Raw genomic sequence first — 16,194 nt, forward strand, 5'->3', positions numbered from 1 at the left:
CGTTGGCTTTCCAGATGCCGGACCGTGGCGGGGGCGGCCCGTCCGGGCCAAGGATCAGAGTCGGCCGGCCGTCCCGGCGCGCGCGGACCCTGCTCATGACGCTGGGCGTGCTGGCCGTCCTGGCCATGGTCTTCGTCATGTTCGCCGGGTTCTGGACGGACTGGCTCTGGTACCGCTCGGTGCGGTACTCGTCCGTCTTCACCACCACCCTGTGGACCAAGATCGGCCTGTTCGCCGTCTTCGGCCTGCTGATGGGTCTGGCCGTCGGGTTCAACATCTGGCTGGCGCACCGGCTGCGGCCGCCGCTGAGCGCGATGTCGCTGGAGCAGCAGAGCCTCGACCGGTACCGCATGGGCGTCGCCCCGTTCAAGAAGTGGGTGCTGCTCGCGATCACCGCCCTCGTCGGGCTGATCGCCGGCGCGTCCGCCTCCGGCCAGTGGCGCACGTGGCTCATGTGGGTGAACGGCGTGCCGTTCGGCCAGAAGGACCCGCAGTTCGGCCTGGACGTGGCGTTCTACGCCTTCGACCTGCCCTGGTACCGCTTCCTGCTGGCCTTCGGCTTCGCCGCCACGGTGCTCTCGCTGATCGCCGCCACGGTGACGCACTACCTGTACGGCGGGCTGCGGATCACCAGCCCCGGCGCCCGCGCGACCGCCGCCGCCACCGGCCACCTGTCGGTGCTGCTCGGCATCTTCGTCTCACTGAAGGCTGTGGCGTACTGGCTGGACCGGTACGGCCTCGCCGTGAAGTCCAGCGACTTCAAGGCGACCGGCAACTGGACGGGTCTGCGCTACGTCGACGCCAACGCGTACCTGCCGGCCAAGACGATCCTGTTCTGCATCGCGGTGATCTGCGCCGTGCTGTTCTTCGCCACCCTGTGGCGGCGCACCTGGCAGCTCCCGGTCATCGGCTTCGGCCTGATGGTCCTGTCGGCGATCCTGATCGGCGGCCTGTACCCGGCGATCGTCCAGAAGTTCCAGGTCCAGCCGAACGAGCAGGCCAAGGAAGCGCCGTACATCAAGAAGAACATCGATGCCACGCGCAAGGCCTACGCGATCGACTCGACCACCCTCGAGAACTACTCGGGCGAGTCCACGGTCAAGGACAAGGGCAAGCTGCGCACGGACGCCGACACGGCGGCCGCCTACCGCCTCGTCGACCCGAACATCGTCTCGCCGACGTTCCAGCAGCTGGAGCAGAAGCGGAAGTACTACCAGTTCCCGACCACGCTCGACGTGGACCGCTACAAGGGCCAGGACACCGTCGTCGGCCTGCGTGAGCTGAACATCCGCGGCATCCCGAAGCGGAACTGGATCAACGACCACTTCACCTACACCCACGGCTTCGGCGCGATCATGGCCGCGGGCACGGCGACGGACGCGAACGGCTCCCCGGTCTTCACCGAGGCCGGCCTGCCGACCACGGGCCAGCTCCCCCGCACGTACCAGCAGCGGATCTACTACGGCGAGAAGACCGATCAGTACTCGATCGTGGGCGGCCCGCAGAAGGAGCTGGACTACGAGGAGAACGGCGAGAAGACCACCAGCTACAAGGGCAACAGCGGGGTCAACCTCTCCAGCACCTTCAACCGCGCCGCGTACGCGGTGGCGTTCAGCGAGCCGCAGATCCTCTACTCGGGAGCGATCGGCGAGGGCTCGCGGATCCTGTACAACCGCACGCCGAAGGAGCGCGTCGAGGCGGTCGCCCCGTGGCTGACCATCGACGGCGACGCCTACCCGGCGGTCGTCGACGGCCGGATCCAGTGGATCGTCGACGCGTACACCACGACCAACGGCTACCCGTACGCCTCGCGCACCACCCTGGGCGAGACGACGGCCGACGCGCTGACCGTGGGCAACCAGCAGCGCGCGGTGGTGGCGCAGCAGAACCAGGTCAACTACATCCGCAACTCGGTGAAGGCGACGGTCGACGCGTACGACGGCACCGTCAAGCTCTACCAGTGGGACACGAAGGACCCCGTCCTCAAGACCTGGATGAAGGCCTTCCCCGGCACGGTCGAGAAGCGCGAGGCGATCAAGCCGAGCCTGCTCGAGCACCTGCGCTACCCGCAGGACATGTTCAAGGTCCAGCGCGAGCTGCTGACCCGCTACCACGTGACCAACCCGGCGCAGTTCTACAGCGGTTCGGACGCGTGGCAGGTGCCGGACGACCCGACCAACCGGGACGGCAACGCGGTCCCGCCGTACTACCTGAGCATGAAGATGCCCGGGGACACGGCGCAGAAGTTCTCGCTGACGACCACGTTCACCCCCAACGGCCGGCCGAACCTGGGCGGCTTCATGGCGGTCGACGCGGACGCCGGCAGCAAGGACTACGGCCGCATAAGGCTGCTGAGAGTCACCTCCGAGGTCCCCGGACCCCAGCAGGTGCAGAACAAGCTCAACAGCCTTCCGTCGGTGGCGACCTTCGTGCGGGACATGAAGGGCGCCGACTCCGACATCCTCTACGGCAACCTGCTCACGGTGCCGCTGGACGGCGGCTTCCTGTACGTGGAGCCGGTGTACGCCCAGGGCCGCAACGCGCAGTACCCGCTCCTGAAGAAGGTCGCGGTGTCCTACGTGGACGCGGACCAGCCCAAGGGGGACACCACCAAGGACACCACGGTGTTCGAGGACAGCTTCGCCAAGGCGCTGAACGCGGTGTTCGGGGTCGAGGGCGCCACCCCGCCGCCGCCCACCCCGCCGGGCACGACCCCGCCGCCTCCGCCGGCGACGGGCGACGCCGCGCTCAAGCAGGCCATCGCCGACGCGCAGAAGGCGTACAACGACGCCCAGGCCGCGCTGGCGAAGCCCGACTGGACCGCCTACGGCAAGGCCCAGGAGGCCCTGCAGAAGGCGCTGCAGCAGGCGGCCGAGGCGAGCGCCAAGCTGAAGTCCGACCAGAAGCAGCCGGACCAGAAGCAGCCGGACAAGCCCGCGGCCACGCCGAGCGGCTCACCGAGCGGTTCGCCGAGCCCCAGTCCCAGCGGCTGATCGGTTCCGCCCCGCGTCGTGATACGGTGGTGACACAACGACGCGGGGTGGAGCAGCTCGGTAGCTCGCTGGGCTCATAACCCAGAGGTCGCAGGTTCAAATCCTGTCCCCGCTACTGAAGACGAGGGCCCGGATCCATCAGGATCCGGGCCCTCGTCATATGCCGATTCCGACACCTCGGCCCGAAGGCCCCCTCGGGTGAGGCGAGTTGACCCGAATCGTGTTTGACTTATCTCTCTGTGGGCATGTCGACAAAACGCTGAAGTGACCTCACTGGCTGCGGTATACCAGGTGTACGCGGGTTGCGGGTGGTGCGACGATGGAATTTATGGGGGACAGGGCAACTCTGTTGGAGACAGGGCGGTTTGTACAGCGGCACACGACCAGTGCCGTTTCGGGCACCGCGTACACGGACACGGACACCGACCACGAGACCGACCACGACACCGTCACCGACCCGCTCGAGGCGGCCGTCGAGTACACCGACAGCGCGGAGACCGAGGCACGCCACCGCCGCGCCGCCGAGAACGGCGACGCCGCGGCGATGAGCGTCCTCGGCGCGCTGCTGCTGCGCCGCGGCGACCTCGACGGCGCCGAGCCGTACCTGCGCGGCGCCACCGCCGAGGGCGACCGGGCCGCCGCCAACAACCTCGGCGTCCTGCTGCACCAGCGCGGCTACGCCGACGAGGCCGCAGGCTGGTGGCGCATCGCCGCCGTCGCCGGCTCCGCCGCGGCCGCCCATGCCCTCGGCCGCCACCACCGCGAGCGCGGCGACGAGCCCGCCGCCGAGTACTGGCTGCGCCAGTCCGCCGAGCAGGGCCACGCCCTCGGCGCCTACGCCCTCGCCGACCTGCTGGAGCACCGCAGCGACGTCGGCGCCGAGCGCTGGCTGCGCGTCGCCGCCGAGCAGGGCCACCGGGAGGCCGCGTACCGGCTCGCCCGCGCCTTGGAGAAGCGCGCCGCGCAGAGCGCCGCCGCGGCGGAGGGCCCGGCCCGCCGACGCCCCCGCGACGCCGCCGCGTACGAGACCGGCACCGGCCGCTCCGCCCGCGAGGCGCTCGTCTACGAGACGGGCGCCCGGCTGCGCGCCGCCCGCGACCGCGCCGCCGTCCCGGAGGCGTCCGGCGAGCCCGCCGGCACGCTCGCCGAGGCCGAGCAGTGGTACCGCCAGGCCGCCGCCCGCGGCCACCGGCGGGCCGCGCTGCACCTCGGCGCGATCCTGGAGCGGCGCGGCGAGCTCAAGGAGGCCGGCCGCTGGTACCTGACGTCCGCCAAGGACGGCGAGGCCAAGGCCGCCTGCGCGCTCGGCTTCCTGCTGCGCGACGCGGGCGACGAGGAGAGCGCCGCGGTGTGGTGGCTGCGCGCCGCCCAGGAGGGCGACGGCAACGCCGCCAACGCGCTCGGCGCGCTGCACGCCGCCCGCGGCGAGCAGCAGACCGCCGAGCGCTGGTACCGCGCCGCCATGGACGCCGGCGACGTGAACGGGGCCTACAACCTCGGGCTGCTCTGCGCCGCCCAGGACCGCATCCCGCAGGCCGAGCAGTGGTACCGGCGCGCCGCGTACGCCGGGCACCGCGAGGCCGCGAACGCGCTCGCGGTGCTGCTGCTGCAGGCCGGCGACGCGAAGGGCGCGGAGCCCTGGTTCTCCAAGGCCGCCGAGGCCGGCAGCGTGGACGCCGCGTTCAACCTGGGCATCATCCACGCCGGCCGCGACGACGACCGCGCCGCGCGCGGCTGGTACGAGCGTGCCGCGGCCGCCGGGCACACCGAGGCCGCGCTCCAGGTCGGCATGGCCTGCCTGCGCGACGGCGACGAGCGGAGCGCCGAGCGCCACCTGCGCTGCGCCGCGGGCGGCGGCAGCGCGGAGGCGGCGTACCGGCTCGCCACCGTCCTCGACGCCCGCCGGCCCGAGCCCGGCCCGACCGCGCTCGGGGCGCCGCAGGCCGAGAAGACCGAGTGCGAGGAGTGGTACGAGCGCGCCGCCCGGCAGGGCCACCGCCGCGCCCAGGTCCGGGTCGGCATGCTGGCCGCCGCCCGGGGCGACGTCGCGGAGGCGGCGCACTGGTACCGCGAGGCCGCCGAGGCGGGCAGCCGGAACGGGGCGTTCAACCTCGGGCTGCTGCTCGCCCGCGAGGGCAACGAGCGGGAGGCCGCGCTCTGGTGGACCCGCGCCGCGCACGCGGGGCACGGCCGCGCCGCGCTCCGGCTCGCCCTGCTCGCCGCGCGCCGCGGTGAGCTCACCGAGGGCCGCCGCTGGTGCGCCCGCGCGGTGGAGCTGGGCCCCGCGGAGGTGGCGGAGCGGGCCGCGCGGCTCAGCGAGGCGCTGCACCAGGAGCTCACCGCTTAACGGATTTGCGCTGGTCGAAGGGGTGCCGTAAGGTTGGGTTCACCGACGCGGGGTGGAGCAGCTCGGTAGCTCGCTGGGCTCATAACCCAGAGGTCGCAGGTTCAAATCCTGTCCCCGCTACTGAAGACGAAGGCCCGGATCCTCAGGATCCGGGCCTTCGTCGTGCATGCCGCCGACGGGATGCGGAAGAAGCCCCCGCAGGGGCTTCCCGACGCTCACTCGCTCAGGCGCTCGCGCAGTCCGGGCAGATGCCCCGGTACGTGACCTCGACGTCCGAGATCGTGAAACCGAAGCGCTCGGAGTCCGGCAGGTCCTTCAGCGGGTTGCCCGCCGGGTGGACGTCCCGGATCGCCCCGCAGCGCGCGCAGACCAGGTGCTGGTGCGGCCGGTGCGCGTTCGGGTCGTACCGCTTGGCGCGGTGGTCGGTGCTGACCTCCATGACCTCGCCGAGCGACACCATCTCGCCCAGCGTGTTGTACACGGTCGCCCGGGAGATCTCCGGCAGCCTCTCCACGGCGCGGGCGTGCACCTCGTCGGCGGTGAGGTGGACGTGGTCCCCGTCGAGGACTTCGGCCACGACACGTCGCTGCGCGGTCATCCGCCAGCCACGGCCGCGCAGTCGTTCCAACAGGTCACTCATGGGGGCCAGCCTAACTCAGCGGGCCAGCGTCCCCTCGTGCCGGAGGGCCGGGGCCCAGCAGCGGATGATGTCGCGGACCGAGACGATGCCCACCGGGCCGCCGTGGTCGTCGAGCACGATGAGGTGACGGAACCCGCCGCGGGTCATGGCCTCGGCGGCCTCCTCCAGGGTCCAGCCGGGTGCGGCGAAGACGACGTCGGTGGTGGTGTGGGAGCCGGCGGTCTCGTGGTCGGGGTTCTGGTCGGAGCCGAGGGAGTTCAGGATGTCGCGCTCGGTCAGGATGCCCAGGCCGCTGTGGTCGGCGTCCAGGACGACGGCCGCGCCGACGCGGCGCGCCGCCATCAGCCGGGCGGCCTGTCGGAGGGTGTGGGCGGGTCCGATGGTCAGGATCACCGTACTCATGGCGTCACGGACGAGCATGAAGGCAGCCACCTCCTCGATGAACGGTCCCCTTTTCAACGAGAACCGTTTCACAAGTTCACAAATGGGGGGACTTTCAGAGTGGCAGCGCGAGGAGAGGTCGACAAGGGGGCGTGCAGCCGCCGGGCCCGGCGCGCGGAGCGCACCGCTCCGGCGGGCCCGTCCGCGCCCCGGTGCGTCAGCCGGTCTGGTTCAGGTAGCTGAGCAGCTCGCCGTGGAGCAGCCCGTTCGAGGCGGCGGCGTTGCCGCTGTGCGGGCCGTGCCGGCCGTCGAGGCCGGTGAACGTGCCGCCCGCCTCCTGCACGACGATCGTCGTCGCCGCCATGTCCCACAGCGACAGCTCCGGCTCCGCGCAGATGTCCACCGAGCCCTCGGCGACCATCATGTACGGCCAGAAGTCGCCGTACGCGCGCGTCCGCCAGCAGGCCCGGGTCAGGTCCAGGAAGCCGTCGAGCCGGCCCTGCTCCTCCCAGCCGCTCAGCGAGGAGTACGCGAACGAGGCGTCCGACAGCTCCGCCACCTTCGAGACGCCGATCCGCGTCGCCGAGGACAGGCTGCGTCCGGTGTACGCGCCCAGGCCCTTCGCCGCCCACCAGCGGCGGCCCAGCGCCGGCGCGGACACCACGCCGACCACCGGCTGGAAACCGGTGTCCCCGGCCTCCATCAGTGCGATGAGCGTGGCCCAGACCGGCACCCCGCGCACGTAGTTCTTGGTGCCGTCGATCGGGTCGATCACCCAGCGCCGGGGCCCGGAGCCCTGGACGCCGTACTCCTCGCCGAGGACCGCGTCACGCGGCCGGGCCCGCTGGAGCTGGGCCCGGATCAGCTCCTCGGCGGCCTTGTCCGCCTCGCTCACCGGCGTCATGTCGGGCTTCGTCTCGACCTTCAGGTCGAGGGCCTTGAAGCGCTCCATGGTGGCGGCGTCGGCGGCGTCCGCGAGGACGTGGGCGAGGCGCAGGTCGTCGTGGTAATCGGCCATGTTCGGAACTCTATCCTCCCTGCGGGCGGTGCTCCGCGGGGGCCCTTGACAGTGCGTGGCCGCCCGTCAACTCTGTGCGAAGGAACGGCGTGGACGGGAGGCGACGATGCCCGCAGCGCGAGAAGCCCTGCTGGACGCGGCGCTCGCGGCCCTCGGGCGGCTGCCCTGGTCCGCGGTGCGCATGGTCGACGTGGCCGCGGCGGCGGGGGTGTCCCGGCAGACCCTCTACAACGAGTTCGGCAGCAAGGAGGGCCTGGCGCGCGCCCTGGTCCGGCGCGAGGCGGACGCGTACCTGCACGGTGTCGAGCGCCTGCTCGACGACCGGCACCCACCCCAGCTCCGTACGGACCGCCCGGCCCGCAGCGACCGCGGGGCCGGAATCGACCGCCCGGCCCGCATCGACCGCGGGGCCGGCATGGAGCGCGGGGCCGGAACCGACCGCCCCGGCCCGCCGCCCCTCGGGCCCGAGCGGCTCGCGCTCGTCGCCGAGTGGATCGTCGCCGAGGCCCGCGACCGGCCCCTGCTGCGCGCCCTGCTCACCGGCGGCTGGACCGAACGGCTCCCCGCGCCCCGGCCGGCCCGCTCGGCGTCGCTCGCCTCCGCCGTCCCGGCCCAGAGGCGGGCCGACGCGGGGGCGCCCGCCCCGGCCGAGCTGGTCGCCGCGACCCTCGCCCGCACGGACGCGCGGACCGCGCCGTCCTGCGAGCTCGCGGTCCGGCTCGCCCTGTCGTACATCGTCGCGCCCGGGCCCCAGGGCGTCGGTCAGACCGTCCGGAGCGCGCTCAGTGCGCGGAGCCGGACAGCTGGAGACCGATGACCCCGATGATCACCAGGGAGATCGAGATGATCTTCAGCGTGGAGACCAGGTCGCCGAGGAAGATCATGCCGTAGATCGCCGTGCCCGCCGCGCCGATGCCGGTCCACACCGCGTACGCGGGGCCCACGTCCAGCTTCCGCAGCGCGAGGGTGAGGAGACCGAAGCTGCCGAGGGCGAAGACCGCGAAGGCGATGGTCGGCCAGAGCCGCGTGAAGCCGTGCGACAGTTTCAGGCAGACCGCGAAGCCGGTCTCGAGAAATCCGGCGAGCACCACCAGCAGCCACGCCATCGTCAGTGCCTCCCACGCCTTCGGTGACTGCTTCCGCCCACTCGGTGCGATTATGCACTTACCGAGCGACACCAGGCGCAAACGGGCGCGAATCGGTCAGGTCAGTCGCCCTCGCGGCGCTCCCGCGTGGCGAGCAGCCGCCGCAGCGAGTACAGCCGGGCCGGATCGGAGTGCCCCTCGGCCACCCACTCGTCCAGCGCGCAGTCCTGCTCGTCGTGGCTGCACGCCCGCGGGCAGTTCGCCGTACCCGGCTCCAGATCGGGGAACGCGTGGATCACCCGCGAGGGATCGATGTGGTTGAGCCCGAAGGACCGCACGCCGGGCGTGTCGATCACCCAGCCGTCCACCGAGTCCAGCGGCAGCGCCAGCGCCGACGTCGTCGTGTGCCGGCCGCGCCCGGTGACCGCGTTGACATGGCCGGTGGTGCGCCGCCGCTCCTCCGGCACCAGCGCGTTGACCAGCGTCGTCTTGCCGACGCCGGAGTGGCCCACGAAGGCCGTGACCCGGCCGTCCAGGTACTCGCGGACCCGGTCCGCGGCCCCGCCGTCGTACAGCTCGTCGCGCGAGGTGACCACGTAGGGCACGCCCAGGTCGCCGTACAGGCCCAGCAGTTCGTCCGGCGGGGCGAGGTCCGACTTGGTGAGCACGAGCAGCGGCTCCAGGCCGCCGTCGAAGGCGGCGACCAGACAGCGGTCGATGAGCCGCGGGCGCGGCTCGGGGTCGGCCAGCGCGGTGACGATCGCGAGCTGGTCGGCGTTGGCGACGACCACCCGCTCGTACGGATCGTCGTCGTCGGCCGTCCGGCGCAGCACGGAACTGCGCTCGCCGATCCGGACGATGCGCGCCAGGGTGTCCTTCTTGCCGGACAGGTCGCCGACGAGCTCCACGCGGTCGCCGACGACCGCGGCCTTGCGGCCCAGCTCACGGGCCTTCATCGCCAGCACCACACGGTCGTCGACCAGGCAGGTCAGCCGGCCGCGGTCGACGGTGAGGACCATGCCCTCGGCCGCGTCCTCGTGCTTGGGACGGATGCTGGTCCGCGGCCGGTTGCCCTTGGGGTTGGGCCGCTGGCGGATGTCGTCCTCGTCGGTGTGCTTCCCGTAGCGCCGCATGTCGTCAGCCCTCGAGCATTTCGGTCCACATCCTCGGGAAGTCCGGCAAGGTCTTCGCGGTCGTCGCCACGTTCTCGATCTCCACGCCCTCGACCGCCAGGCCGATGATCGCGCCGGCCGTGGCCATCCGGTGGTCGTCGTACGTGTGGAAGACCCCGCCGTGCAGCGGGCGCGGGCGGATGTGCAGCCCGTCCTCGGTCTCGGTGACGTCGCCGCCGAGCCCGTTGATCTCCTTGGTGAGCGCCGCCAGCCGGTCGGTCTCGTGCAGTCGCAGATGCGCGACGCCGCGCAGCGTGGACGGCGAGTCGGCGAGGGCGGCGACCGCGGCGATCCCCGGGGTCAGCTCGCCGACCTCGCTCAGGTCCACGTCGATGCCGTGGATCCGGCCTGTGCCGGTGAAGGTCAGGCCCTGCTCGGTCAGTTCGCAGGAACCGCCCATCTCGGTGAAGATCTCGCGCAGCGCGTCACCGGGCTGGGTGGTCCGCGACGGCCAGTCGGGGACCGTCACCCGGCCGCCGGTGACCAGCGCCGCGGCCAGGAAGGGCTGGGCGTTGGACAGGTCGGGCTCGACGACGAGGTCACGGCCGAGCAGCGCGGACGGGGAGACCCGCCAGACGTTCGGCTCGCCGCCGGTCTCCGGCTCGTCGACCTGCGCCCCGACCACGCGGAGCATGTCGACGGTCATCCGGATGTGCGGCATCGAGGGCAGCTTCGCGCCGACGTGCCGGACCTCGACGCCCTGGTTGAAGCGGGGCGCGGACAGCAGCAGCGCGGAGACGAACTGGGACGAGGACGAGGCGTCGATCTCGACCCGGCCGCCCTCCAGCGCGCCCGCGCCGTGCACGGTCATCGGCAGCGCGCCGCGCTTGCCGTCGTCGATCCGGGTGCCGAGCGCGCGCAGCGCGTCGATGACGCCGTGCAGCGGGCGCTCGTGGGAGCGGGGGTCGCCGTCGAAGCGGACCGGGCCGTCGGCGAGGGCCGCGACCGGGGGCAGGAAGCGCATCACGGTGCCGGCGTTGCCGACGTCGACGGACGCGTCGCCGCGCAGCGGGGCGGGGATGACGCGCCACGCCTCGCCCGTGCCGTCGGGGCCCACGCCCTCCTCGATGCGCACGCCCAGCGCGCGCAGGGCGTCGGCCATCAGGAGGGTGTCGCGGGAGCGGAGCGGGCGGCGCAGCCAGCCGGGCTCGGCGGCGAGGGCGGCCAGGACGAGGCCGCGGTTGGTGACCGACTTCGATCCGGGCACGGTGACGGTCGCGTCGACGGCCCCGCCTGCGGTGGGGGCGGGCCAGAGAGGGGACTGCGACGGCGTCCGGGGGTCGGCGGGGACGGAAGGAACGGTCATGCCCTCACTTTAGTGCGGTACGCACCGGCTACAGCCCCAGCAGCCAGCGGCCTCCGCCGATCAGCGAGCACAGCGAGACGGTGTGGAAGAGCCCGAGCCACAGGACGGCCGGCACGTGCGTGAGCCGGGAGAGCTGGTCCGCGTCGGAGTCCGGGGCGCCTCCGTGGCGGCGCTTGGACTGCAGCTCGAAAGCGGGACGCACGCCGCCGAGGAGCAGGAACCACACCACTGTGTACGCGAACGCCGACTGGACGTCCGGGCCGGTGAGCCAGGAGACCAGCAGGAACGCGGCGCCGGTGAGGACGACGGTGAGCACCCCGTACGCGTTGCGGATCATCACCAGCATGGCGAGCAGCAGGGCCGTGGCCAGCCACAGCAGGAGGGTGATGCGGTGCTCGGTGAGCAGCCAGGCGCCGCCGAGGCCGAGGAGCGGCGGGGCGGTGTAGCCGGCGGCCGCGGTGAGGATCATGCCGAGGCCGCTGGGCTTCCCCCGGCTGACGGTGAGGCCGCTGGTGTCGGAGTGCAGCCGGATGCCTTCGAGGCGACGGCCGGTGACCAGCGCGATCAAGCCGTGGCCGCCTTCGTGCGCGATGGTGATCGCGTTGCGCGAGAGCCGCCAGGCGGGGCGCGGGGCCACGGCGAGCAGCGCGAGGACGGCGGTGGCCATGACGATCCACAGCGCGGGCGCGGGCTGGGTGCCGAGGGCGTCGCCGCCGAGGACGCCGTCGAGGACTTCGCTCATTTCGGGGATCGGCTCCTCATCTGGCCGTCAAGCAGGTGCCGGTGCGTAGCACGTCTTGGAGAGGTGGTGGTCGGGTGACGGGGGGAGTGGCAGTGTGGCACGTATGTGCGGACGGTATGCAGCGAGTCGACGGCCCGAGGATCTGGTCGGAGTCTTCGAGATCGAGAAGTGGGAGCCGGAGGAGACGCTGGCGCCCGACTGGAACGTGGCCCCCACCAAAGAGGTCTATGCGGTCCTGGAGCGCCCTCTGAAGGACGCCGAATCGAAGCGTCCGGTTCGCCAGCTGCGGAAGCTGAAGTGGGGCCTGGTGCCGTCCTGGGCGAAGAACCCCGAGGGCGCGGCCCGGATGATCAACGCGCGCGCGGAGACGGTCCACGAGAAGCCGTCGTTCCGGCGGGCGTTCGCCGCGCGGCGCTGCATCCTGCCGGCGGACGGGTACTACGAGTGGGTCACCGGGGTCGAGGAGCGGGACCTGGAGGTCGAGGGCAAGAAGAAGCGGCCGCGGAAGCAGCCGTACTTCGTGACCCCGGCGGACGGCTCGGTCTTCGCGATGGCGGGCCTGTACGAGTTCTGGCGCGACCGCACCCTGCCCGACGACCACCCGTCGGCGTGGTGGGTGACCTGCTCGGTCGTGACGACGGAGGCCGAGACCGGCCCGCTGGGTGTGGCGCCGGCCGAGGGGCCGCGCTCGCTCGCGGACATCCACCCGCGGATGCCGCTGATGCTGACGCCGGACCGCTGGGACGCCTGGCTGGACCCGCGTACGACGGACCTCGACGAGCTCCGCGGCCTGCTGGTCCCGCCGCCGGAGGGCCTGATGCGCGCCTATCCGGTGCCGACGGCGGTCAGCAACGTCCGCAACAACGGCCCGGAGCTCCTGACGGAACTCGCGGGCCCGGAGGTCGCGACCCTCTTCTAAGGGCGCGGCAGGATGGTCGCGTGACGGAGATCGAGACGGAGATCGAGACGGTGGACACCGCGACCGGGCAGGCGCGGGTCCACTGGTACGAGGCGGAGCGGCCCCGCGCGGTCGTGGCCCTGTCGCACGGCGCCGGGGGCGGGGTCGGCGCGCGGGACCTCGTCGCCCTGGCGCGCGAGCTGCCGCGGCGGGGGTACACCGTGGCGCTGGTCGAGATGCCGTGGCGGGTCGCCGGCAAGAAGGTCGCGCCGGCGCCGAAGACCCTGGACGCCGGCTGGCGCGAGATCTGGCCGGCGCTGAGCGCCCGCGCCCTCCCCGTCGTCGCCGGCGGACGCAGTGCCGGGGCGCGCGTCGCCTGCCGGACCGCCGCCGAGCTGGGCGCCGCGGCCGTGCTCGCGCTCAGCTTCCCCCTGCACCCGCCCGGCCGCCCCGAGAAGTCCCGCGCCGACGAGCTCCTCGGCGCGGGCGAGCCCACCCTGGTCGTCCAGGGCGGCAACGACCCCTTCGGCAAGCCCGAGGAGTTCCCCGAGGGGACCTACAAGCTCGTCGAGATCCCGTACGGCGATCACTCCTTCGCCGTCCCCAAGCGCGCCGACCTGACGGAGTCGGAGGCCGTGACGCTCCTCACCGAGGCCGTCGCCGAGTGGCTCGCCACGCCGGGAATGCCGGGCACGCGCGCCGCGTTGTGACGGGCGTCGGTAAGAGAGTCAGGGAGAGGAAGTCCGTCGCATGGGTTCCACCATCTGCCCCCAGCGCTCGCAGGCCGCTGACCTCGACTGGACGGTGCTGCCTGCGCCCAAGCGCGCCCCTATTCGGGCGGCGGGCGGAGCGGTTCCTCGTCTATCCTCCGAAACGAGCGGGGTCGCCTTCGGTCCCGCCCCATCGCTGGAGGAGGTGGGTCCTGTCACTGGGACCGACACAGGGACCGACGACGGCCCCGAGGAGACGACCGAGGAGCGCAACGCGCGCTTCGAGCGGGACGCCCTCGGATTCCTCGACCAGATGTACTCCGCCGCGCTGCGCATGACGCGCAACCCCGCGGACGCGGAGGACCTGGTGCAGGAGACCTATGCCAAGGCGTACGGCTCCTTCCACCAGTTCCGCGAGGGCACCAACCTGAAGGCCTGGCTGTACCGGATCCTGACCAACACCTTCATCAACTCGTACCGCAAGAAGCAGCGCGAGCCGCAGCGCAGCGCGGCCGAGGAGATCGAGGACTGGCAGCTGGCCCGCGCCGAGTCGCACATGTCGACCGGTCTGCGGTCCGCCGAGTCGCAGGCGCTCGACCACCTGCCGGACTCCGACGTGAAGGAAGCGCTCCAGGCGATTCCCGAGGAGTTCCGCATCGCCGTGTATCTCGCGGACGTCGAGGGCTTTGCGTACAAGGAGATCGCGGACATCATGGGTACACCCATCGGTACGGTGATGTCCCGACTGCACCGGGGACGCCGTCAGTTGCGCGGCATGCTCGAGGACTACGCCCGTGAGCGCGGGCTGGTACCCGCGGGCGCCGGAGAGTCGTCGAACGATCGGAAAGGCTCGGGCTCATGAGCTGCGGAGAGCCGCACGAGACGGACTGCTCAGAGGTCCTGGATCATCTCTACGAGTTCCTCGACCGCGAGATGCCCGACAGTGACTGCACGAAGTTCGAGGTGCACTTCGAGGAGTGCTCCCCGTGCCTGGAGAAGTACGGCCTGGAGCAGGCCGTGAAGAAGCTCGTCAAGCGCTGCTGCGGCAGTGACGACGTGCCCACCGATCTGCGGGCGAAGGTGATGGGCCGGATCGACCTGATCCGCGCTGGCCAGGCCGTGCCGGAGCACGACGTCACGGTCACGCCGCAGGAGCAGTAGGGCACACCGCGATCACCGTTCCGTCGGACCGCTTCGGCGGTCCGATGTGTATATCTGCCTGTATCACCCGATGGTGCTAATCGGGCCGCAGTCGCCCGGACGGCCCCCGCCGACTCGCTAGCGTGACCGGCGTGATGGCACTCCCGGCAGCGGCACGCGGTCTGGTCGCGTGCGCCGCCCTGTGCGCCGCGGCGCTCGCCGCGCCCGCGCTGCGCCCCGACGCGCACACGCCCTGGACCACGGTCGCCCTGCTCGCCGCCCTGTACGCCTTCTGCGAGCTGCCCGCGCGGTGCCGTCTCCTCGGCCGGGCGTCCGGCGGGGCCGCGCCGCTGGGCGCGGGGACGTTCTTCCCCGTGCTCCTCGCCGCCGCCCTCCTGCTGCCGCCGGCCGCCGCCGCGCTCACCGCCCTGCCCGGCGCGCTCGCCGCGCGGGTCGAGGAGCGGCCCGCCGGACCGCGCCGCGTCTGGCGCGCGGCGCAGCTCGCCGTCGCCGCGTGGGCCGCCTCCCGTACCGCCGAACTCCTCGGCGGGCCCGCGGCCCTGGTCCCCGCGCGGTTCCCACGCATCCTGCTGGTCGCGCTCGCCGCGGCCGTCGTCTTCAGCCTCGTGCTCACCGCCCTCGACGGCGCCGTGCGCGTCGCCGCGGAGCGCCGGCCGGTGCGCACCGCGTGGCGCGGGCTGCTCGTCCCCGCCCTCGCCCCGCACACCGTGCACGGCCTCGCCGGGCTGACGACGGCGGTCCTCTGGCGCAGCCCGTACGGGCCGGTCGCCGCGCTGTTCGTGCTGCTGCCGATGTACCTGTCGTGCTGGGTCTTCGCCCAGTACCACCGCGAGCGGGCCGCCCACCAGGCCACCGTCCGGGCCCTCGTGCAGGCCGTCGACCTCAAGGACACGTACACCCGCGGACACAGCGAACGGGTGGGCCGGGCCTCCGTGCTGATCGCCCGTGAGCTGGGCATGGCGGAGGAACGGGTGGAGGTCATCCGGTTCGCCGGGATCCTGCACGACGTCGGCAAGCTGGGCGTGCCGACCCGCGTCCTGCGCAAGGACGGGCCGCTCACCCCGGAGGAACGCCGGGTCGTCGAGCTCCACCCCGAGTACGGGCACGAGATCGTGCGCGGCATCGGCTTCCTCGGCGAGGCGCGCGCCGCGATCCTGCACCACCACGAGCGCATGGACGGCAGCGGGTACCCGTACGGGCTCAGCGGCCACGAGATCCCCGAGTTCGCCCGCGTGGTCGCCGTGGCCGACGCCTTCGACGCGATGACGTCCACCCGGTCGTACAGCAGGGCGCGTCCCGTCGGGACCGCGCTCGCCGAACTCCGCCGGTGCGCGGGCACCCAGTTCGACCCCCGCATGGTCCGCGCCCTGGCCCGCGCCCTCGACCGACACGGCTGGCAAACTGCCGTCACCTCCGACGAACCCACCCCACCGGCGTCAACCGTCCCCCTCCTACCGGGCCCCCGCCCGCACGCCCCGGGTGCGATGGCGGACCCCGGCGCCCCACTGCACGGGCCCCACCCGTTCGAACCCAGCACCGGGCCCCGCCCGTACGGCGAACCCGTCCCCGGGGCCGGTCCCGGGGCCGCGCCCGTCTCGCGGCGCGGTCGGCGGTGACCGGCTTCCGGGCCGGGTCGTCCCGCGTCGGCTCCGCCCACGGCCGGATCCCGACGCCTCGCGGCCCTCGCCGCCGCACCGCGCGAGCTGCGCGAGCCGGGCGGCGACCCGTCCGGGGCCCCCGG

General features: G+C 72.8%; 15 protein-coding genes and 2 tRNA genes. 10 read left to right on the top strand and 7 right to left on the bottom strand.

Annotated elements, in window-relative coordinates; genetic code table 11:
* Positions 1-14: 14 nt before the first annotated feature.
* The 4 genes from ACNJ93_RS21390 to ACNJ93_RS21405 all read left to right on the top strand — a co-directional run bounded on the left by ACNJ93_RS21390 (position 15) and on the right by ACNJ93_RS21405 (position 5,460).
* Positions 15-2,993, top strand: a complete 2,979-nt coding sequence (locus tag ACNJ93_RS21390) for a UPF0182 family protein (protein ID WP_418961479.1) — start codon at positions 15-17, stop codon at positions 2,991-2,993.
* 41 nt (positions 2,994-3,034) lie between these two features.
* Positions 3,035-3,108: transfer RNA gene (locus tag ACNJ93_RS21395), tRNA-Met, on the top strand.
* A gap of 204 nt (positions 3,109-3,312) precedes the next feature.
* Positions 3,313-5,340, top strand: a complete 2,028-nt coding sequence (locus ACNJ93_RS21400) for a tetratricopeptide repeat protein (protein ID WP_418959034.1) — start codon at positions 3,313-3,315, stop codon at positions 5,338-5,340.
* A gap of 46 nt (positions 5,341-5,386) precedes the next feature.
* Positions 5,387-5,460, top strand: a tRNA-Met gene (locus ACNJ93_RS21405).
* Between the two features lie 103 nt (positions 5,461-5,563).
* Here the strand turns inward: ACNJ93_RS21405 and ACNJ93_RS21410 are convergent.
* From ACNJ93_RS21410 to hisN, 3 genes are all read right to left on the bottom strand, one after another.
* Entirely contained in the window at positions 5,564-5,980 is a 417-nt protein-coding gene (locus tag ACNJ93_RS21410; protein ID WP_418959035.1) for a Fur family transcriptional regulator, read from the bottom strand.
* 15 nt (positions 5,981-5,995) lie between these two features.
* Positions 5,996-6,400: a cyclic nucleotide-binding/CBS domain-containing protein gene (locus ACNJ93_RS21415; RefSeq protein WP_418959036.1), complete on the bottom strand. Its 405-nt coding sequence runs from the start codon at positions 6,398-6,400 to the stop codon at positions 5,996-5,998.
* Between the two features lie 178 nt (positions 6,401-6,578).
* Complete coding sequence (hisN, locus tag ACNJ93_RS21420) at positions 6,579-7,379, bottom strand: histidinol-phosphatase (RefSeq protein WP_418959037.1); 801 nt, start codon at positions 7,377-7,379, stop codon at positions 6,579-6,581.
* Between the two features lie 106 nt (positions 7,380-7,485).
* Between hisN and ACNJ93_RS21425 the strand changes: the two genes are divergently transcribed.
* Complete coding sequence (locus ACNJ93_RS21425; protein ID WP_418959038.1) at positions 7,486-8,196, top strand: TetR/AcrR family transcriptional regulator; 711 nt, start codon at positions 7,486-7,488, stop codon at positions 8,194-8,196.
* On the opposite strand, the gene ACNJ93_RS21430 is transcribed toward ACNJ93_RS21425, so the two are convergent.
* The 4 genes from ACNJ93_RS21430 to ACNJ93_RS21445 all read right to left on the bottom strand — a co-directional run bounded on the left by ACNJ93_RS21430 (position 8,162) and on the right by ACNJ93_RS21445 (position 11,684).
* Positions 8,162-8,485: a DMT family transporter gene (locus ACNJ93_RS21430; protein WP_418959039.1), complete on the bottom strand. Its 324-nt coding sequence runs from the start codon at positions 8,483-8,485 to the stop codon at positions 8,162-8,164. The genes ACNJ93_RS21425 and ACNJ93_RS21430 overlap by 35 nt on opposite strands.
* A 101-nt stretch (positions 8,486-8,586) precedes the next feature.
* Entirely contained in the window at positions 8,587-9,597 is a 1,011-nt protein-coding gene (gene rsgA, locus ACNJ93_RS21435) for a ribosome small subunit-dependent GTPase A (protein WP_418959040.1), read from the bottom strand.
* Between the two features lie 4 nt (positions 9,598-9,601).
* A complete protein-coding gene (aroA, locus tag ACNJ93_RS21440) occupies positions 9,602-10,942 on the bottom strand; it encodes a 3-phosphoshikimate 1-carboxyvinyltransferase (protein WP_418959041.1) in 1,341 nt (446 codons plus the stop codon).
* A 28-nt stretch (positions 10,943-10,970) separates the two neighbouring features.
* A complete protein-coding gene (locus tag ACNJ93_RS21445; RefSeq protein WP_418959042.1) occupies positions 10,971-11,684 on the bottom strand; it encodes a M50 family metallopeptidase in 714 nt (237 codons plus the stop codon).
* A 103-nt stretch (positions 11,685-11,787) separates the two neighbouring features.
* Between ACNJ93_RS21445 and ACNJ93_RS21450 the strand changes: the two genes are divergently transcribed.
* The 5 genes from ACNJ93_RS21450 to ACNJ93_RS21470 all read left to right on the top strand — a co-directional run bounded on the left by ACNJ93_RS21450 (position 11,788) and on the right by ACNJ93_RS21470 (position 16,069).
* Positions 11,788-12,603, top strand: a complete 816-nt coding sequence (locus tag ACNJ93_RS21450) for an SOS response-associated peptidase (protein WP_418959043.1) — start codon at positions 11,788-11,790, stop codon at positions 12,601-12,603.
* 20 nt (positions 12,604-12,623) lie between these two features.
* Positions 12,624-13,292 (top strand): alpha/beta family hydrolase, encoded by a 669-nt coding sequence (locus tag ACNJ93_RS21455; RefSeq protein ID WP_418959044.1) that lies wholly within the window; start codon positions 12,624-12,626, stop codon positions 13,290-13,292.
* Between the two features lie 205 nt (positions 13,293-13,497).
* Complete coding sequence (locus ACNJ93_RS21460) at positions 13,498-14,154, top strand: sigma-70 family RNA polymerase sigma factor (RefSeq protein WP_418961480.1); 657 nt, start codon at positions 13,498-13,500, stop codon at positions 14,152-14,154.
* The gene (gene rsrA / locus ACNJ93_RS21465; RefSeq protein WP_418959045.1) at positions 14,151-14,453 is read left to right on the top strand and encodes a mycothiol system anti-sigma-R factor; all 303 of its coding nucleotides are present in this window, start codon (positions 14,151-14,153) and stop codon (positions 14,451-14,453) included. Before ACNJ93_RS21460 ends, rsrA begins: the two co-directional genes overlap by 4 nt.
* Before the next feature lie 131 nt (positions 14,454-14,584).
* Positions 14,585-16,069 (top strand): HD-GYP domain-containing protein, encoded by a 1,485-nt coding sequence (locus ACNJ93_RS21470; protein ID WP_418959046.1) that lies wholly within the window; start codon positions 14,585-14,587, stop codon positions 16,067-16,069.
* The last annotated feature ends 125 nt before the right edge of the window (positions 16,070-16,194 follow it).

The organism is Streptomyces tritici (assembly GCF_048500665.1).
Classification (GTDB): domain Bacteria; phylum Actinomycetota; class Actinomycetes; order Streptomycetales; family Streptomycetaceae; genus Streptomyces; species Streptomyces tritici.